We start from the raw sequence: 16,502 nt of genomic DNA on the forward strand, positions 1-16,502 counted from the left end.
GAAAATGTCGCACCGTTGAATTTCAGAAACACCATATCTGCCCATTCATCCATAACCGTATTCGGCATCGCAGAGGACGGCCAGAAGAACGGAATTCCTATGGCTGGCGCGCCTGCTCCCAAACCAAGGTTTTTGAGAAACTCTGAAACATCAGCAATGTCTTTGCCATTGGCTGCCTTGTCCATCTTTCCGGCAAGCGCATTTGTCATGGTGGTGGCAAAATTAGGATCATTTCCCAACGCCGCCGCCAGTTCGTTAAGCGTATCGAGTGCAGTTGGAGAAGATGCCACCAGTGCCGCAATTGCCGCCTGCACAAAAGCAGTGTTTGCTAGTTGCGTGGAATTATTGCCTGCCGCTGCCGTTGGTGCTTTTGGCGTACCAGTGAATGTCGGACTGGCTTTGGTCGCATATTGCGTATGAGGATCTGCAGCTGCAAGGTGTTTAGCCATCAGGTCATCGACATACACTTTTAGCTCCAGCACCTTGTCATCCACATACTTGCGAGTTGCCAGCACTACTGCAGGGTCAATTTTCAGGGTGATATTATCGGTGCTGCTGGTAATCAGCACCATGCGCACGGTCTGCGTGCGCCCGCTCCCCTCCGCGAGCTGCGGCTTGTAGCTCTCCGGGCAGTTTCCCACGGCAATCAATGCGCCGGTATCATCGAAAAGACCGACCTCACGAATCCACCAACCGCCTTCCGTTTCGGGGATCACCTGCTCAGCAATAATCTGGCTACTGTTTTGCGGATCGATATACAGCATATTCAGCGCGGCGCGTCGTTTTTCAGCAACTAACGCGGTCTGCTGCGCGCTTGGTGTGGGTAATACGCCGCCACCGTCGCCCACCGCCATCTGGGTAATTTTCAGCGGAACACCAAGCGCGGCGGCGCTTGCCAGTTTCGCCGCACCGATATCCGTCAGCAGGGTATAAAATTTTGCGCTCATGGATTCACTCTCATTGTGTCAATAACATGGACCGCCCCGCCCTCATAAGCGGTGCCGCCGGAAATAATGGTTTCGTTGATATACGGGTAGATCGTGATTTCTTCGCCGGTGTAGGTGGCGGCACCCACAAAATAAGGGCCGCTGGTCTGCAGGTTGATGGACATGCCGATCAGATGGCGGCTGCACGGCTTGGCGTCACCGATCAGGCGCTCCAGTTCCAGATAGGTTTCTTCCGTGATGCCCTGGTCCTGCACGCCAATATCCAGGCGAAACGTCCCCGGCATTTCTCCGGTCTGCCACCATTCAATGATGCGGATCAGGAAGCCGAATGGCTCAACCACTCTCCGAACGGCACTGGTTGTTCCCTTGTGCTGATGGATATAAAAAGCATCCTGTACCACACGACGCTTGACGCTCTCCGTCCAGCTTTCATCCCAGCGGTCAACGGAAAACGCCCACGCCAGATATGGCAGGAACCTGACCGGACACGTTGCCGGGTTCCACAGGTCGCGCAGCGATACCTGCAGATCGGAAATGCCGCTGCAGGTCTGCGCCAGTCGGCGCTCAAGCGGCGATGAACCTGGCGGCAGCAGGCTATTCATCCGTGCCCCCATTGGTTACGCTCCATTCCGTACATGACGCTGCCTGCGTCTTATCCAGCACAACGTCTTCCAGCGGTGATGCCAGCTCCACACGCTGGACACCCTCGACATGCAGCGCGGCATAAATCGCGCTGCGACGGATATCACGGCCCAGCCGCGTCTGACTGGCGATATACTTCTGCAGGCTGGCTTTTGCCGCCTCCATTACCGGCTCAGCTTCCGGCCCCGGATATAGAAAAATCGTCGCATTTACGCTGTACGGGATTATTTCGGCGCTGCGCACCGTCAGGCGGTCTGCCACGGGACGCACGCTCTCGCTGTTAAGCGCCTGCTCCACCACCGCCAGCAGATCATCCCCAGCCGAGCCGTCACCCTCACGGCTCAGAACGGTAAGCACCACCTCCGCCGGTGCCGGGCTGGTTGCGCTGGCATCCGCCACGCGCCCGTCCGCGCTTCTGGCGTGAAATTCATATGCTCCAGTCGGGCCAGCAACCGACAGCCCCTCAAATGCAGCAGGTATGCGCTGTCGCAGCGCCTCATCATCCTCCATCACTGCTGCGACCGGCGGTACCGCATCGTTATCAGCAGGCACTACCGTCAGGCGTTTCACGTTGCAGTTTGCTGCCAGCTGCTCAAGATCATTTCCCATCGAATAGGCGACCATCACCGCCTGCGCAGCCTCGTTGATACGCTGGCGCAGCAGGATTTCTCGGTAGGTGCTTTCCTGCAGTAGTTTGGTAACGGGTTCAGATTCCAGCGCCAGCGTGCGCCGCACCGCGTCCTGCTCATCTGCCGGATAGAGCGCCACAAAAGCGGCCTTGCGCTCAGCCAGCAGTGCCTCAAAATCCGGCATGTCCACTATCTGCGGCGCGGGCAGTTGGGAAAGGTCAATTACTGCCATTTTCTGCTCCTGTTGATACCGAAAGGGAAACCGGCTCGCCGTTATTGCGCTGCCCGGTAAGCTCAACCACCATGGAACCGTCAAAATTGCTGCTGATGGTGATGGAATCCAGCGTAAGCCGTGGCTCCCAGCGACTCAGGGCCACATAGACCGCAGACATGACCTGCAGGCGCAGCGCCGGGTTCTGCGGCTGGTCAATCAGGGCGGACAGCAGGGAGCCATATTCCCGGCGGGCAATACGGCTGCCCTGCGGTGTCAGCAGAATATCCCGCACGGACTGGCGCAGATGGTCAGTGTCTGTAATGCTCTGCCCGTCTTTCTGGTTCATGCCGATGTACAGCGTCATACCGGACCTCCGGTATTTGCACCACCCTTCGCAACACCAGTATGCTCATGGTCATCCACCACGATCCCGTTAGAACTCATCGCGCCGCCACCCTGGGTGACGCCGCCATTGATCACCACCTCGCTGTTAATACGCGTGGTGTCAGCTTCCACCACGAACGCACTGGTTTTGAGGGTGATATTGTCCGCCGCCTCGATCACCATGGATTTGATGCCCCGGACATGCCAGCGCCCGGTGGCGGGTTCATACTCAAACCAGCCCCCGTCCGGGTACTCCGTCACATCAGCACTTTCAGAGTCAGACGGTGGAGGGAATTCATTTGAATAAACTGCCGGTAGCGCAAAGGCGGTTTCCAAATTTCCCCCCAGACTGAACAACACGACTTGCTCACCCGGTGACGGGCACCACCATGTCCTAGACTTACCAGCGCGGTAAGTCAGCCAATTAATCCAGTTCGTTTCAAGCTCACCCGTTTTCACCCGGCACAGCCAGTTTTCCCGGTCCACTTCGGACACGGTGCCGGTGCGGATCAGGTTGGTGATAAGACGCATGATTTCGGTCAGTTGTGCATTCATAACGAAAGGTTGCCATCAGAGGGAAAAGGTAGGCAGTTCTGGCGGTTGTACCAGCGATGAAACAAAGATCACCCCGCCAGCCAGCGCAGCATGGTGTCACGGGTGACGGTTTCCACTTCTTCATTCACGCCCAGCAGGCGGCGCTCTGCGTAGCGAACCTCCGGGCCTTTTCGGCTGACGCGATCCCGCAGGCCGTAATGGTGAACACGGGCAATGCGCTGCACCTTGCCATCAAACTGCACGCTGGCGGAGTCCGCACTGGCGGTGGTTTTCAGGTATTTTGTTGTGCGCAGCTTTGCAAACATCTGGCGTTTGATACGCCCCTTTTTGCTACGGGCCGTCATCCGGCGCGGCTCATAGCCGCTGCCGTCGGGATTACGCTGCAGCCTGATGTTCTGCTGCTGCGTCCGGCGCAGCTGTTGCGCCAGTTGCCGCATCATACGGTTGCGTGCGGCAGGCTCCAGATTTGCCAGCAGCGCCGTCAGCCAGTCATCCACCCTCTGCAGCTCATCCACGTTTCACCGTCCACATTTCTTCGGGTTCGTCCGGTTCCGGCACAGCTTCAACGCTCGACACGCTGCCGTCAGTGCTGACCAGCACGCGCTCCGTCAGTTGCAGATTCAGGCTTATGTCACATACATCGTTGCGCAGAATATCCACTTCAAAGGTGAACAGTTTTTCGCGCAGCTCCGGGTTATTGATAGCATCCGGCTGGTTGTCACTTAGCCACAGCAGCACAGGAGCCATCAGCAGATTCTGGTCGCCGCTGAAATCCTCGATCACCACGTTCAGGGTGTAGCGGTACTCCCATGACATGGAGCTGGCACCTGTTGCCACCAGTGAGCCGTTATCAACGAAAAGATGCAGCTTGTCCGGGTTGTCGCGGACATAAGCAACCGCTTTATTCAGGGCGCTGCGTAAGGACTGCGGTTTGTTCACTGTCTCGCTCCTGACACGCAATAATCGTGTCCACTTTGTCAGCACAGACCGCCCAGGCGGCCTCGGTTTCATCCAGCACCGCGTTCAGATCGCCGTTACTGCGCGGCGCTGACCTTTCCAGACGGCACTGCGTCACTCTGGGACAGCCACTCACGGTAAGCTGCACCTCCGGCGAGGGCCGGACGCTCCCGCAGCCGGATAATGTCAGCAGGCAAAGGAGTATCAGCCCAGCGGCGCAAATCCTCATTTTCACGTTTCAGTTCCTCGATCCGGTGCTGGCGGCTGCGCAGAAGTGCGGTGGTCTGTTCCGCTGCAGCATAAAGCCGCGCCTGCTCCCGGCTGTTGGTTTCGGTCAGAATGGACAGGCCGATCAGTTGGCTGTTTTTCTTCGTCAGCTCCTGCGTTTTGCTTTTCAGCGCCGCGCCCTGCGTCTCGATAGTGTGGCTGGCATTGTTAAGCCGCCACGACTGCCAGCCCAGCGCCGCAAGTGCCAGCGCCAGCACTACCGCCAGCGCACGCATCAGGCCGCCATCGGCTCATGAAGCGGCGCGCGGGCAATCTGATACAGAACCAGCGTCAGCAGGTAAAACACCAGGGTGATCACCCATCCAGAAAACGCCAGGCACAGAACAATAAGCAGCCTGATTACCCATGTACGCACGGGTTTTACGGGGTGTGCCCTGAATTTCAGCAATGCCGCCCTGACCTCATCGCGCGCCCGATCTCCGGCGAACCACCCTACAGCGCACAGCGCAGCAAGCAGCCAGGCGAGAAAGCATGACACCCAGACAGACGCACCAACCAGAACCGGCGCAACGCTGCGCGGATACAGCAGGCTGATAACCAACAGCGCAGCCCATGCCAGCTGGAAAAAAACGCTCATGACTTTCTTTTTCATTCCGTTATGCTCCTTTTAAGCACCAGGCCATTTCCCGCGCGCGGCGGTTGTCCAGCCCCTGATTAAACACACCTTTGACATATACCCAGCGCGGCAGTTGATGGCAGGCATCCGCCCAGCGCCGCTGGTTCAGCAACTTAACCAGCGTGGAGTTGCAGGCGTTGCCGGTGCCCACGTTGAAAGCAAACGACACCACCGCGTCATAGACCTTTTGCGGCATCGGCTGTACCACACATTTTTCCAGCGCCCGCTCCACGCGCAGCACATTGGTGATAAGTCCCTGCGCCGCCTGCCGTTCAGTGATAGTTTTGCCCGGCACCACACCGGACGTATTGCCGATCCCGTCAGTCCAAACGCCCGCGCTGCACTGATAAGGCTGCAGGCGGCATCCCTCGTAATCGGCGATCAGTTTCAGCCCCTCAACGGAGGTATGAAGCGACTGGAAACCGGGCAGCGTGGCGGCGATAGCCAGCACCGCCCCGACAAGGCAGCGCTTAACGATTGAAGGATTCATATTCCCCCCGCGAAATTTTGCCGCCACGTAACAATTTGAAAGACTGGTGTTTGTAGTACCAGTTGATAGCCAGCATCAGCACACCAATCAGTACGCCGCCAACCGTTGACGCATCCTTGAGCGACAGATCGCCCAGCCATGCCAGCAGCACGGCGATGCAGTAAGTGATAAAGGCGCTGATTCGTTCAAGCGTCATAATTCAGTCCCATAGCTGGACGGTCTGCGCCGTGGTTGACGCCGTAATGTCCGGCAGCTCCACCTGCAGCCCGTGCGGTAAAAATGGGCCGTACTCAGCCAGCCCCGGATTTGCCTGCAGAACCTGCTCAGTGACACCCTGCGTACGCCCGTAATGACGCCAGCAAAGCGCGTCCACCGTGTCATACTGATGCGCACGCACTTTCATCAGATAAGCTCCACCGTACAGTGCGGTGCATCCTGCACCCGGCTGATAGCCCAGCGGGCATCACGCCACAGATCGCCGCTGGCCTCCGCCAGCTCCTCCCCTCGCTTCACACCTGACGCCGTGGCGTCATAGTCCTGATAACGCTCATTGAGCACGGCGCGCGCCCAGCAAAAAACAGCGTTGTGGTAGTGCCGGATACGCTCGCTTTTGCCGTCCAGCATTTCTGCGGGAACCTCAGCAAGTGTCCGCCAGCCCAGCATCTGCTGACGGCTGCGGAAGTCGAACAGCTCAGCGTTAACCTCAGAAATTGCCGTCAGCACGACCTGCTTTAAACGTGGCGGCGTCACCGTGCCGTCAGTGCGCATCACACTGCGAAATTCCGACAGATCCACATCAGGCCAGAACGGCGTATTTTTGATGACCTCCGCCAGTTCCGGTGCCTGTTCGGGCGCAACAAACTTCATGCGGCTTTCTCCTGAATAAGTGGGCGGTGGACGGGGTTTTGATGTGGCAGTGCCGTTCGCCACCCCGTGCCGCCCGTGCGCGGGGCACGTTCGTTAGCGGCTGTCATTGCGCAGTCTGCGCTCCAGCTGCTGCTTTTCTTTTTTCACGCCACAGCGGGGATCGAGCTGCAGCGCATGGGTAAGGTGATTCAGTGCAGATGCCGGGTTGCTTTCGCTCAGTACAGCGCCGATGGCTTTATGCAGGCGCGCCCGCGACTGGTCCGGCATATCCAGATCGGCGGTCAGGTCCAGCGTCTGCAGAAGCAGATCGGCATCAAAACCGATAGCGGCAAGCAGAGCGCTTTGCGCCGCGTCTGCCATTTCTTCTGCCAGCACGGTCTGCACGTTACGGTTGCCCAGCGGCATCACCCAGCCATGGCGCAGCGCATGACGCCCGATTTCCAGCGCACCGGCATAATCACCGGCATCGATACGCCACAGCATCACGTACATCAGCACGTCATCCTGCTGCGCACCTCCGGCAGCCAGCACGCCCTCCGCCCAGGCGGAATATTTCGGCAACAGTTCCACCTTGATTTCCGCCTTTTTCACCGTGGACTGGACGCCCTTGAGGCGGCGGCGGTCTTCTGCCAGCTGCAGCAGCATCAGGTCATAGCCCGACGCATGGCGAACACTGCCGCCCTCACGGGCGGCCTGTTCAGCCTGAATGCGCAGGCGGTGCTGCCGTGCGGGACTCAGGCTCATGCGTTATTCCCCACTTTCCGGTGCGGCAGGCGCGCTGAAATCACCGATTTCGATGTTTTCTACCAGCGCCGCGCAGCGGTAGTCCTCGACCACATACGCCTCGTTGACGGATTCAAAGTTTTCAATCCGGTCGCGTTTCGGGTTGTCGATAACTGAACGGCGGCGGGTATCTTCCTGCCAGTAGATGGACAGGTTATCCAGACGGGTGATCAGCAGGGCATTTGCCGGGAAGAAAGGCGCGCGCACAGCCTGCAGGCCGCCCATGCGTTTCTGGCTGATGATCAGATCGGCGGCGATTTTCTCGCTGTTGTCCTGCTCTTTGTTGACCAGCGGGAAATACTTGTCAGACAGCAGTTCACGTCCGCAGACGACAACCAGCTCGTCATCGTCCTGATAGACCACATCGATCAGTTCGTTAACCGCATCCATTACCAGTGCGTCCAGATTTTCGTAGCCGCCTTCAGTTAATTCAGAAGCCTTTTTACCGACTTTAACGGTGCCCGCTGTCGTAACACCGTCTTTTGTGGTGCTTCCCATGACATGATCCGGTGCATCTTCGCGAATTTTCTGCAGCCAGCCTTTATTGACGTCCTGCAGTAGCGGGTTTTCAGCACGGTTGGACGTTTTTGCACGCTTCACGCCGTTAAAGCCAATCATGATGCGGTCCAGTGCCTGACGCTTGACGATGGCGTTGCGGATACGCACCTGGAAGTCCTGGAATTTTGCCCACAGATCCAGCTTTGCGTAGGTTATTGCCGTATCAAAGTTGGTCTGCTCGCATTTATATTCCACGTCCTCCATCAGCATCGGATCGGTAGGTTCACGCTCTTTGGTGGTGGTGTCAGTGGTTCCGGCAATGGTTGAACCAACACCCAACCCCAGCAACTGACCGGACTGCTCAGTGACCGGCGTGATGTTAATTAGCGAAAGGAAAGCTACTGACTGCTGGATCTGGTCTTCCAGCGTCTGCTGAACAGAGGGTTCCACGGTGAACTTGCTGGAGAGTTCTTCAATCTCCACACCGTTCAGGCGCGCCAGCTGCTGCAGGTAAGCGTTAAAGGCAAAGCGGGTTTTCTTTTTCATCGGGTTTTATGCTCCATCAGCAATTGGTCAGGGTGCCTGCCGGTGCGTCACCGCCCGGCGCGCGCTGGCGGTAGTCTTTACGGCTGTCTTCGCTGCTCAGCTTTTGCTCAAGCTCGGCAAAGGCGGTCCGCTGCTCCTGCAGGGATGACTCCAGCTCAGAAAGGCGCTTGTCCTGTTCGGTCAGGGATTTATCCGTGCGCTCGCTCAGGTTCTGCTGCTCGGTGGCAACCAGTTCCACGGCTTTATGCACGTCGGAGAAGCGCGCCTCATCGGTCTGCTCTTTTTTGGTGAACAGCGCGGTGACGCGGGCAAAGAGGGACGGCTTTTCGTCCTGGGCTTCTTCCAGTTCGATCAGCGTTTCAACCGCTTCCGAAAACAGGTTTTCAGGGTTCTGCTTACGGTTCGCCAGTGGGTTGTGCGCGGCGCTGGCGCTGAATGCCAGCATTTCGGTGCCAAGGCTCGCCGGATCGTCCGTCGCACCCAGCCCCACAAGGTAGGCTTTGCCGGTGTCGGCAAACTTCGTGCTGACCTCCATGGAGGTGAAAAGCTTCTGGCCTTTCTTCACCAGTTCCACCAGGGCGTCCGTGGGTTCGATATCGGCATAAAGCGCCATCTTGCCCGCCAGCGGCCCGTCCTTGATTTCTTCTGCAACCAGCCCCGTCACCCTGCCGTAGCGGTTAAAGGTGCTGTCCGGCAGATAAGACTTGATGTGCTCAAGGTTAATCAGCGCGGTATAAACCGTCGGGTTGTAGCTGGCAGCCATCTGTACCAGCCATTCACGCTGGATTTCGCGCCCGTCAGTGGTGGCACCTTCCACCCCGATACGGAAACGCTTTGCTTTCACTGTCATGAGCCGTGCTCCGTTAGAAAAAACTTACTGGAGCCTTATGTTTGCGGTGATGGGGGGAGTGAAACAACGCGCGGCACTTGTACGGTAAACCACACAAACCGCAGCCGGGGAAAGCCGTCAGGCAAGGCCGTATGTTTGGGCCATGAACACGACACTGACCCCCGCAGACCTCGATCCCCGTCGGCAGGCCATGCTGCTGTACTTTCAGGGATACCGCGTAGCCCGCATTGCTGAAATGCTGGGCGAAAAAGTTGCAACCGTTCACAGCTGGAAGAAGCGCGACAAGTGGGGCGACTATGGGCCGCTGGATCAGATGCAGCTCACCACCGCCGCACGTTACTGCCAGCTCATCATGAAGGAGCACAAAGAAGGGAAAGACTTCAAGGAGATTGACCTGCTGGCGCGCCAGTCAGAGCGCCACGCCCGGATCGGTAAATTTAACGACGGCGGGAACGAAGCAGACTTAAACCCGAAAGTTGCCAACCGCAACAAAGGCCCGCGCCGCCAGCCAGAAAAGAATGTTTTCACTGATGAACAGACCGAAAAGCTGGAAGAAATCTTCCGCAACGGCATGTTTGAATATCAGCGCCACTGGTGGCAGGCAGGCGTAAAACACCGCATTCGCAACCTGCTTAAGTCACGCCAGATTGGGGCAACATACTTTTTTGCCCGCGAAGCGCTGATTGATGCCATCACCACCGGGCGCAACCAGATTTTCCTTTCAGCCAGTAAGGCACAGGCGCACGTCTTTAAGCAGTACATCATCGACTTTGCAAAAGAGGTGGATGTTGAGCTGAAAGGCGACCCGATGACGCTCAGCAACGGCGCGTGCCTGTACTTCCTCGGCACCAATGCCCGCACGGCGCAGAGCTACCACGGCAACCTGTACCTTGATGAATATTTTTGGATACCGAAATTCCAGGAGCTGCGCAAGGTTGCCTCCGGCATGGCCATTCACAAGAAATGGCGACAAACCTACTTCTCCACCCCATCCAGCCTGACCCACAGCGCCTATCCGTTCTGGTCCGGCGCACTATTCAACCGGGGCCGCGCCAAAGCAGACAAGGTGGACATTGACCTGACCCACAACAACCTTGCGCGCGGCGTGCTCTGCCCGGACGGACAGTATCGCCAGATCGTCACCGTGGAAGATGCGGTGCGCGGCGGCTGTAATCTGTTCGACCTCGACCAGCTGCGCATGGAGTACAGCCCGGACGAATACCAGAACCTGCTGATGTGCGAATTTATTGACGATCTGGCGTCAGTGTTCCCGCTCAGCGAGCTGCAGGCGTGCATGGTGGACAGCTGGGAAGTGTGGGCAGATTTTCAGGCGCTGGCGCTGCGCCCGTTTGGCTGGCGCGAAGTCTGGATCGGATACGACCCAGCGAAAGGCACGCAGAACGGTGACAGCGCCGGGTGCGTGGTGGTGGCACCGCCAACCGTACCGGGCGGCAAGTTCCGTATTCTTGAACGGCACCAGTGGCGCGGGATGGACTTCCGCGCCCAGGCTGACGCTATTAAAAAACTGACGCAGCAGTACAACGTGACCTATATCGGCATCGACTCGACCGGCGTCGGTCACGGTGTTTACCTGAACGTAAAAGACTTTTTCCCAGCGGTTCGGGAGTTTGTCTACAACCCCAACGTCAAAAACGCCCTGGTGCTAAAAGCCTACGACATTATCAGCCACCGCCGTCTGGAGTTTGACGCGGGACACACCGACATTGCGCAGTCCTTTATGGCAATCCGCCGTGCCACTACCGCCAGCGGCAACCGCCCCACCTACGAAGCCAGCCGCAGCGAAGAAGCCAGCCACGCAGATTTGGCCTGGGCAACGATGCACGCACTGTTTAACGAACCGCTGCAGGGCGAATCCGCCAATACCAGCAATATTGTGGAGATTTTTTGATGAGTGAACACGAAGCCTTAACCAGTACAACGCCAACAGAAGCTACGGCACCTAAAAACACAGGCGTAAGTGCCGAGGCTTTCAGCTTTGGCGATCCGATCCCGGTACTGGACCGCCGCGAGCTGCTGGACTATGTGGAATGCGTACAGATGGACAGATGGTATGAACCGCCGGTCAGTTTTGATGGGCTGGCTCGCACCTATCGCGCCGCCGTACATCACAGCTCACCGATTGCCGTCAAGCGCAACATTTTGACCAGTACATTTATCCCACATCCACTACTGAGCCAGCAAGCATTCAGCCGCTTTGTGCAGGACTATCTGGTGTTTGGTAACGCTTATCTGGAGAAACGAACGAACCGGCTCGGCGGCATTCTGTCGCTGGAGCCATCGCTGGCGAAATACACCCGCCGCGGGATCGACTTAGACACCTACTGGTTTGTGCAATACGGTCTAACCAGGCAGCCCTACGAGTTCACTAAAGGCAGTATCTTTCACCTGATGGAGCCGGACCTGAACCAGGAAATTTACGGCCTGCCGGAATACCTGTCCGCCATCCCTTCTGCTCTGCTGAATGAGTCAGCAACGCTGTTCCGCCGCAAGTATTACATCAACGGCAGCCACGCGGGTTTTATCATGTACATGACTGACGCGGCGCAGAACCAGGAGGACGTGAACAACATCCGCCAGGCAATGAAAAGCGCCAAAGGACCGGGCAACTTCCGAAACTTGTTTATGTACTCACCCAACGGCAAAAAGGACGGTATTCAGATCATCCCTCTGTCAGAGGTGGCGGCAAAAGATGAATTTCTGAACATCAAGAACGTGAGCCGCGATGACATGATGGCAGCTCACCGCGTTCCGCCGCAGATGATGGGGATTATTCCCAACAATACCGGCGGCTTTGGCGATGTGGAAAAGGCCAGCCGTGTCTTTGTCCGCAACGAACTGATGCCGCTGCAGAAGCGACTGCAGGAGCTTAACGACTGGCTGGGCGAAGAAGTGATTAAATTCACGCCCTATACCCTTGCTGAGGAATAATTCTTACCTTATTTATTTCGCCTTTGCTCACGCCTTATTCGGGCTTCGATAAGGCGCTGAGGTTCAGTATAAAGACGCTCTAAAAAAAGATAGGTAAAATCTTCAAGATCCTCAGCGGCAGCCTTATCTAAGATCCCTTCATGAGCGCCATCATTTCCATCATCTTTGACACATTCAGCCAGTTCTCTCAAGGACTCAGGTAAGAGTTGATTATCAAATAACCATCCCATTCTTAAACCTAAGCTTCTCTTGATTTTCTGTGCAGGCCCTTGCTCATCATTAGGAACAAGTCCTTTAGTTGCATAATCAAGACAAAGCCTAAACATGGTTGCCGCAGCGTTATAGCAGCCAATTGCCAAACATTTTGCCCCTTCCTCATATGCGCTGTTTATATGTTCAGGCAAAAATTCAGGTGGTTCATCTACAGCTATGTCAGCTGGTGAAATAGGCCTACCCACATTGACTACCTCCTTTAGCCCAAAAAGCCCACTTCCCCAATTGTAACCATCTAAAGTTTTATTTTTTTCCAAAGGCCAGCAGATAAACATAGTTGTCTTGCGACATTCGCGGCAAACACAGTAAACCTCGTACTCGTACGTTTTTGACCCATCAAGGTTTGTGTAAACTCCAGTAAGGTTCAATCCATTAACATCAAATGAAATTTTTTGCGAACCACACCTTGGACAGTCGTCCACTAACATCACCATGTCAGCCATCCTCCCACTGATGAAACACATGCCCAACTATTAACTTTCAACGGCTTAAAAAGCTAACCCTTTGATACCACAAATTCAATATTCCAACCATGAGCGCGCGCTCGTATCCCCGCCACGCCTGCCCGCTTTATGTAGTGGTTTTCATGCACCTGCATGACATGAGCAAAAGCCCGCCAGTTCTGGCGGGCCTCAGCAAAAACGATCCTCAAACGATCATGCGATCTCATGCAGCATAGCCATGCACCCACACGTGCAGGTCAAAACAAAGAAAAATTATCATCGAACTCATTGCTCAGGGCTTCAACTTTCTTAAGTTGAAGGAGGTAAACCAGACCGTCGTGCAGCGAAGTGGGGAATTCAAGTTCCAGCCAGAACAGCCCATCATAAGTACGGCCTAACCAGTAACCACCTCCACATTCCTTTGGACGTTGAAAGAACACCAATCCCCCCGGAATGTACACTTTAAGTTCTTCACCCCGATAAACTATCTGGTAGTTCTGGTCAACTTTACCCATTTTCTAACGCCTCGCCTTGCTCGTTGTTCAACCTTGCCAGCGCAAGAATTTAAATTCTTACGCTGGCAACGTTCCTCAATGCATCCAGCTGTCGTCCTCCCAGACCTGCTGCATAATTTCCATTACTCGCTTTTTATCTTCATCCAGTCTTAAGCCGCTCAGTTCGAGGCCGTTTGCGCTGCCCTTGCGAATACGAATAGCTGTTTTGGGATACAGAGGGCGCAAATTTCGGTAAAGCTCGGTTTCAAGGGCGTCCAGCGTGGACTGGCTAATCTTCTGCTCTTTATCGATCATTATTTCAATGCGCATACAGATTCCCCTTAACTGGTTACGTCCATTGACCGGCTGTATTCATGGCTGCGAATTTTCGCCATCAGCTCATCGGTCAGTTCAGACACCCACTGGATAGCCAGCCTCTTTTCTTCGTCGCTGCACTCACTGGCAGCTACAAGCTTGATAAAAAAATCAATGCGCTGGAGTTTCAAAGACTCCAAAAGATAGTCCTGCATCTTCCCTCCTCTCACTGCTACGGATACACAATACTGTATATATATCCACTGTTTATAATTACAGTATAGTAGGAAAAGGAAAATGTAAAACTGTTTTTGGTCAGTCAATTAGATGGATCTGATGCTGATCAATAAAGCACAAATTGTTAACCCCGCCTCAGCCGTACCATTGCCGCCATTTATCATCTTCCCGCAGGCGATGGTTGCGGTAAAAAATACGCAGCCCGGCACCTGACGGGATACTGCCGCCGCGCAAAAGTAGATCGATCTCAGATTCACTGCCATCGAACCCTCTGGAACTCAGTTCTGCCTCAAGCTGCAGGCGCTGCTGATCCGAAATAGTCTGTTTATAGGCTTTTTTCCGCTTCGGTTTTACCAGCCTTAGCCTGGCTGTCAGCTCCCGCCGTTCCTTCTGGCCCATGTTGTGGAGATATTCCTGCAGCTCCTTCTCATCCATGGTTTTAATATCGGGTAAATCACCCCCTGATTTGTTTAGATTTTCAACAGGGGGACAGTTATTGCCACGAGTCCAAGGGGCGCAAGCGCCCTGGTCGGCTGCCGCCTCCTGAACGTCAACGGCCTTACGAACCTTTTTCCACTTCATCGCGTGCGTGCAAATCTTGCCCTCTACAATAGGGGACCAGATGCCATAGATACGGATACCGTGATCGCCGTAGGCGCTCGGTTCGTCGTTAAGCTCATAAGCCGTGCGGACAAGGTGATGTTTGCGGGGAACCAGTACACCGCCCTGCTTCATAATGTAGGTGGCAAAGCAGCCCGCATCAGCCGCCGCCAGTACCGCATCCAGACGTGGATTATCCAGTACCGGCGCACCCGCTTTGCGTTCGCCCTGTACTCTCGCCGCCTGACCTGCCAGCAAGCGCAGCTCGCGGTATGCCTGACGCCCAGGAATACCAAAGAAACGAAATTGCTGAACACGGTGCAGTGACGCCCAGGCGCTGACATGCTCGGCGCTGTCACGCAGTGATCTGCCGGTTTCTTTGCTGATTTCTTTAGCCAGCCCACGCCCGTCGATGTTCTTACTGATGTATTTGGCGATATAGCTGGTCGGCGTTCCCTTGCGCGGATTGATTAGCTCGGACTTGAAGCGCGGCCCGGTATTGGTGCCCAGCTCCTCGCGGTCTTCACGGATGGCAAACTTACGCAGCAGTGCGGTGATGGAACGGCGGTCTTTTTTGCGCATGAAGCACAGAAGATGCCAGTGCACGGTGCCGTCATGGTGCGGCTCTGCAACGCGAACGCCATACCAGCGCAACCCGGCCTTGTGCATGGCCTTGCGGAAAGCGGCGAACGTATCAACCAGGTAGTCACTGCTCTGCCGGACAGTGGCACTGGTCCACTTCGGATTAGGTCTGCCGTTGTTGAGGGTTGCGTGGAAGCGTGACGGGCAGGTGATGGTATAAAACACCGCGCAGTCTCCGCGCATTTCCGCGATCAGCTCCAGTCCCTTAACACAGGCCATCATTTCATTACGGCGGTGTGCCGGGTTGCTGTTGCTGGCGTTCACCACGTCTTCCATGTCCAGCGTGTCGCCGTCTTCGTTGACCAGCTCATGCGAGCGGAAGAACTCCAGCGATTTGCGGCGCTGCTCGCGTTTGTGGATCACGGCTTCATAGCTGACATACGGGGACGCTTTTTTGTTGACCAGGCAGACGGCACGCAGCTGTTCCTCCCGCCACTCGCAGCGCATCTGCCAAAGTTTGCGATACCACCAGTCCGCGCACAGCATACGCGCCAGCGACGGTGGGATCAGTTCATAAGGCACCGGCTTGCGGCGGCGCTTTTTGCGGCGCAACTGCTCAAAGGCAGGCGGGATTACCTCAAGGCGCATGGCTTCTGCGGCAACCCTTTCCCATGCCTGGCGGATTTCTTCTGGTTTAACATCGTCACAGACAAACAAATCACCGCAGGCCGCATCAAGACACATGCTCATATGTGCCGCAACCAGCGTGGAAAGGCGCTTGACCTGATCCTGACTCATTTCAGGCAGTACCAGCAGCCCCTCCAGCCCGTCATGGCTCGCCATGAACCGGAAAGACGCAGACACCTGACTGTCACGCACGCGCTCCAGCCGCTCAAGACACGGCCTGATGGTTTCGCGCAGGTAGCGGGAATAAGCCTTTGCCCTGCCCAGGCTATGGAAATATTTAATCCGTTCCAGCAAAGGCTTGCTGATGTGGGGCGGCATGGCGTTAACGTCAGCCAGAATGACCAGATCGGGATTAAAACGCTGCTGCTCGCGCGCCATTTTGGCACGACTAATCAGCCGGTCCTGCTCCATTTCGCGCTGGACAGGATCACGGGATTCATTGAAGAAATAACGTTCCCAGACCTCATCGCTCAGCGCCTCACGGCGCAGCTGCTCCTGCTCGTTATCCGCAGCGTAAAGAGCGATCAGGTTTGAAAGCGCAGACTCCGGCGCAACTTCCGCCGGGTTCAGATAGGGGTTAACTGCGTTCCTGGGCAAATTCCACGAATAAGGCCCGGTAGCATTTTCAACACTACCGGGAGTTTCAGTAACAAATG

24 protein-coding genes are annotated in these 16,502 nt (G+C 55.9%); 2 read left to right on the plus strand and 22 right to left on the minus strand.

Annotated elements, in window-relative coordinates; translation table 11 throughout:
• From OOJ60_RS05395 to OOJ60_RS05475, 17 genes are all read right to left on the minus strand, one after another.
• A partial coding sequence (locus OOJ60_RS05395; protein WP_233470879.1) for a phage tail protein occupies nt 1–947 on the minus strand: 947 nt, incomplete at its 3' end.
• The gene (locus OOJ60_RS05400) at nt 944–1,549 is read right to left on the minus strand and encodes a phage tail protein I (RefSeq protein WP_205612158.1); all 606 of its coding nucleotides are present in this window, start codon (nt 1,547–1,549) and stop codon (nt 944–946) included. The genes OOJ60_RS05395 and OOJ60_RS05400, both read right to left, overlap by 4 nt.
• Nucleotides 1,542–2,450 (minus strand): baseplate assembly protein, encoded by a 909-nt coding sequence (locus tag OOJ60_RS05405; protein ID WP_205612159.1) that lies wholly within the window; start codon nt 2,448–2,450, stop codon nt 1,542–1,544. Before OOJ60_RS05405 ends, OOJ60_RS05400 begins: the two co-directional genes overlap by 8 nt.
• A complete protein-coding gene (locus OOJ60_RS05410; RefSeq protein ID WP_063886526.1) occupies nt 2,437–2,796 on the minus strand; it encodes a GPW/gp25 family protein in 360 nt (119 codons plus the stop codon). Before OOJ60_RS05410 ends, OOJ60_RS05405 begins: the two co-directional genes overlap by 14 nt.
• Nucleotides 2,793–3,371, minus strand: coding sequence for a phage baseplate assembly protein V (locus tag OOJ60_RS05415; protein ID WP_205612160.1), 579 nt, complete (start codon nt 3,369–3,371; stop codon nt 2,793–2,795). Before OOJ60_RS05415 ends, OOJ60_RS05410 begins: the two co-directional genes overlap by 4 nt.
• A 68-nt stretch (nt 3,372–3,439) precedes the next feature.
• Nucleotides 3,440–3,886 carry a phage virion morphogenesis protein gene (locus tag OOJ60_RS05420; RefSeq protein ID WP_063886529.1) on the minus strand — a complete coding sequence of 149 codons (447 nt, stop codon included), beginning with the start codon at nt 3,884–3,886 and terminating at the stop codon, nt 3,440–3,442.
• A complete protein-coding gene (locus OOJ60_RS05425; RefSeq protein ID WP_013098790.1) occupies nt 3,879–4,310 on the minus strand; it encodes a phage tail protein in 432 nt (143 codons plus the stop codon). The genes OOJ60_RS05420 and OOJ60_RS05425 overlap by 8 nt, the downstream gene beginning before the upstream one ends.
• Nucleotides 4,273–4,521 carry an Rz1-like lysis system protein LysC gene (gene lysC, locus OOJ60_RS05430; protein ID WP_223151184.1) on the minus strand — a complete coding sequence of 83 codons (249 nt, stop codon included), beginning with the start codon at nt 4,519–4,521 and terminating at the stop codon, nt 4,273–4,275. Before lysC ends, OOJ60_RS05425 begins: the two co-directional genes overlap by 38 nt.
• The gene (lysB, locus tag OOJ60_RS05435; protein ID WP_162926034.1) at nt 4,406–4,834 is read right to left on the minus strand and encodes an Rz-like lysis system protein LysB; all 429 of its coding nucleotides are present in this window, start codon (nt 4,832–4,834) and stop codon (nt 4,406–4,408) included. Before lysB ends, lysC begins: the two co-directional genes overlap by 116 nt.
• A complete protein-coding gene (locus OOJ60_RS05440; RefSeq protein ID WP_001528673.1) occupies nt 4,831–5,208 on the minus strand; it encodes a DNZ54_00345 family protein in 378 nt (125 codons plus the stop codon). The genes lysB and OOJ60_RS05440 overlap by 4 nt, the downstream gene beginning before the upstream one ends.
• Before the next feature lie 4 nt (nt 5,209–5,212).
• On the minus strand, nt 5,213–5,722 hold the full coding sequence (locus OOJ60_RS05445) for a lysozyme (RefSeq protein WP_058109215.1): 510 nt from the start codon (nt 5,720–5,722) through the stop codon (nt 5,213–5,215).
• Nucleotides 5,703–5,918 (minus strand): HP1 family phage holin, encoded by a 216-nt coding sequence (locus OOJ60_RS05450; protein ID WP_000171565.1) that lies wholly within the window; start codon nt 5,916–5,918, stop codon nt 5,703–5,705. The genes OOJ60_RS05445 and OOJ60_RS05450 overlap by 20 nt, the downstream gene beginning before the upstream one ends.
• A 3-nt stretch (nt 5,919–5,921) precedes the next feature.
• Nucleotides 5,922–6,125 carry a tail protein X gene (locus OOJ60_RS05455; RefSeq protein WP_000868184.1) on the minus strand — a complete coding sequence of 68 codons (204 nt, stop codon included), beginning with the start codon at nt 6,123–6,125 and terminating at the stop codon, nt 5,922–5,924.
• Nucleotides 6,125–6,589 (minus strand): head completion/stabilization protein, encoded by a 465-nt coding sequence (locus OOJ60_RS05460; RefSeq protein ID WP_205612161.1) that lies wholly within the window; start codon nt 6,587–6,589, stop codon nt 6,125–6,127. Before OOJ60_RS05460 ends, OOJ60_RS05455 begins: the two co-directional genes overlap by 1 nt.
• Before the next feature lie 93 nt (nt 6,590–6,682).
• Nucleotides 6,683–7,333 (minus strand): phage terminase small subunit, encoded by a 651-nt coding sequence (locus tag OOJ60_RS05465; RefSeq protein ID WP_205612162.1) that lies wholly within the window; start codon nt 7,331–7,333, stop codon nt 6,683–6,685.
• Nucleotides 7,334–7,336: 3 nt separating this feature from the next.
• Nucleotides 7,337–8,416, minus strand: coding sequence for a phage major capsid protein, P2 family (locus tag OOJ60_RS05470; protein ID WP_205612163.1), 1,080 nt, complete (start codon nt 8,414–8,416; stop codon nt 7,337–7,339).
• Nucleotides 8,417–8,432: 16 nt separating this feature from the next.
• Complete coding sequence (locus tag OOJ60_RS05475; protein WP_205612164.1) at nt 8,433–9,266, minus strand: GPO family capsid scaffolding protein; 834 nt, start codon at nt 9,264–9,266, stop codon at nt 8,433–8,435.
• A 142-nt stretch (nt 9,267–9,408) separates the two neighbouring features.
• Here OOJ60_RS05475 and OOJ60_RS05480 point away from each other — a divergent pair, with 142 nt between their 5' ends.
• On the plus strand, nt 9,409–11,175 hold the full coding sequence (locus tag OOJ60_RS05480; RefSeq protein WP_205612165.1) for a terminase ATPase subunit family protein: 1,767 nt from the start codon (nt 9,409–9,411) through the stop codon (nt 11,173–11,175).
• The gene (locus tag OOJ60_RS05485; protein ID WP_205612166.1) at nt 11,175–12,215 is read left to right on the plus strand and encodes a phage portal protein; all 1,041 of its coding nucleotides are present in this window, start codon (nt 11,175–11,177) and stop codon (nt 12,213–12,215) included. Before OOJ60_RS05480 ends, OOJ60_RS05485 begins: the two co-directional genes overlap by 1 nt.
• A gap of 8 nt (nt 12,216–12,223) precedes the next feature.
• On the opposite strand, the gene OOJ60_RS05490 is transcribed toward OOJ60_RS05485, so the two are convergent.
• The 5 genes from OOJ60_RS05490 to OOJ60_RS05510 form a co-directional block, all read right to left on the minus strand.
• The gene (locus tag OOJ60_RS05490) at nt 12,224–12,922 is read right to left on the minus strand and encodes a DUF4145 domain-containing protein (RefSeq protein ID WP_205612167.1); all 699 of its coding nucleotides are present in this window, start codon (nt 12,920–12,922) and stop codon (nt 12,224–12,226) included.
• 266 nt (nt 12,923–13,188) lie between these two features.
• The gene (locus OOJ60_RS05495) at nt 13,189–13,446 is read right to left on the minus strand and encodes a hypothetical protein (RefSeq protein WP_205612168.1); all 258 of its coding nucleotides are present in this window, start codon (nt 13,444–13,446) and stop codon (nt 13,189–13,191) included.
• Nucleotides 13,447–13,521: 75 nt separating this feature from the next.
• A complete protein-coding gene (locus OOJ60_RS05500) occupies nt 13,522–13,755 on the minus strand; it encodes a DinI family protein (protein ID WP_080113007.1) in 234 nt (77 codons plus the stop codon).
• 11 nt (nt 13,756–13,766) lie between these two features.
• Complete coding sequence (locus OOJ60_RS05505; protein ID WP_001154444.1) at nt 13,767–13,955, minus strand: hypothetical protein; 189 nt, start codon at nt 13,953–13,955, stop codon at nt 13,767–13,769.
• Nucleotides 13,956–14,112: 157 nt separating this feature from the next.
• Nucleotides 14,113–16,443, minus strand: a complete 2,331-nt coding sequence (locus tag OOJ60_RS05510; protein WP_233470885.1) for a replication endonuclease — start codon at nt 16,441–16,443, stop codon at nt 14,113–14,115.
• Nucleotides 16,444–16,502: the final 59 nt, after the last annotated feature.

It is taken from the genome of Citrobacter sp. R4, from assembly GCF_026719175.1.
Lineage (GTDB): Bacteria > Pseudomonadota > Gammaproteobacteria > Enterobacterales > Enterobacteriaceae > Citrobacter_A > Citrobacter_A sedlakii.

Bases quoted from the DNA above. Each gene is read 5' to 3' on its own strand.
- OOJ60_RS05400 (WP_205612158.1), bottom strand. From the start codon at position 1,549: ATGAATAGCCTGCTGCCGCCAGGTTCATCGCCGCTTGAGCGCCGACTG.
- OOJ60_RS05405 (WP_205612159.1), bottom strand. From the start codon at position 2,450: ATGGCAGTAATTGACCTTTCCCAACTGCCCGCGCCGCAGATAGTGGAC.
- OOJ60_RS05410 (WP_063886526.1), bottom strand. From the start codon at position 2,796: ATGACGCTGTACATCGGCATGAACCAGAAAGACGGGCAGAGCATTACA.
- OOJ60_RS05415 (WP_205612160.1), bottom strand. From the start codon at position 3,371: ATGAATGCACAACTGACCGAAATCATGCGTCTTATCACCAACCTGATC.
- OOJ60_RS05440 (WP_001528673.1), bottom strand. From the start codon at position 5,208: ATGAAAAAGAAAGTCATGAGCGTTTTTTTCCAGCTGGCATGGGCTGCG.
- OOJ60_RS05445 (WP_058109215.1), bottom strand. From the start codon at position 5,722: ATGAATCCTTCAATCGTTAAGCGCTGCCTTGTCGGGGCGGTGCTGGCT.
- OOJ60_RS05450 (WP_000171565.1), bottom strand. From the start codon at position 5,918: ATGACGCTTGAACGAATCAGCGCCTTTATCACTTACTGCATCGCCGTG.
- OOJ60_RS05455 (WP_000868184.1), bottom strand. From the start codon at position 6,125: ATGAAAGTGCGTGCGCATCAGTATGACACGGTGGACGCGCTTTGCTGG.
- OOJ60_RS05460 (WP_205612161.1), bottom strand. From the start codon at position 6,589: ATGAAGTTTGTTGCGCCCGAACAGGCACCGGAACTGGCGGAGGTCATC.
- OOJ60_RS05465 (WP_205612162.1), bottom strand. From the start codon at position 7,333: ATGAGCCTGAGTCCCGCACGGCAGCACCGCCTGCGCATTCAGGCTGAA.
- OOJ60_RS05470 (WP_205612163.1), bottom strand. From the start codon at position 8,416: ATGAAAAAGAAAACCCGCTTTGCCTTTAACGCTTACCTGCAGCAGCTG.
- OOJ60_RS05475 (WP_205612164.1), bottom strand. From the start codon at position 9,266: ATGACAGTGAAAGCAAAGCGTTTCCGTATCGGGGTGGAAGGTGCCACC.
- OOJ60_RS05480 (WP_205612165.1), top strand. From the start codon at position 9,409: ATGAACACGACACTGACCCCCGCAGACCTCGATCCCCGTCGGCAGGCC.
- OOJ60_RS05485 (WP_205612166.1), top strand. From the start codon at position 11,175: ATGAGTGAACACGAAGCCTTAACCAGTACAACGCCAACAGAAGCTACG.
- OOJ60_RS05490 (WP_205612167.1), bottom strand. From the start codon at position 12,922: ATGGTGATGTTAGTGGACGACTGTCCAAGGTGTGGTTCGCAAAAAATT.
- OOJ60_RS05495 (WP_205612168.1), bottom strand. From the start codon at position 13,446: ATGGGTAAAGTTGACCAGAACTACCAGATAGTTTATCGGGGTGAAGAA.
- OOJ60_RS05500 (WP_080113007.1), bottom strand. From the start codon at position 13,755: ATGCGCATTGAAATAATGATCGATAAAGAGCAGAAGATTAGCCAGTCC.
- OOJ60_RS05505 (WP_001154444.1), bottom strand. From the start codon at position 13,955: ATGCAGGACTATCTTTTGGAGTCTTTGAAACTCCAGCGCATTGATTTT.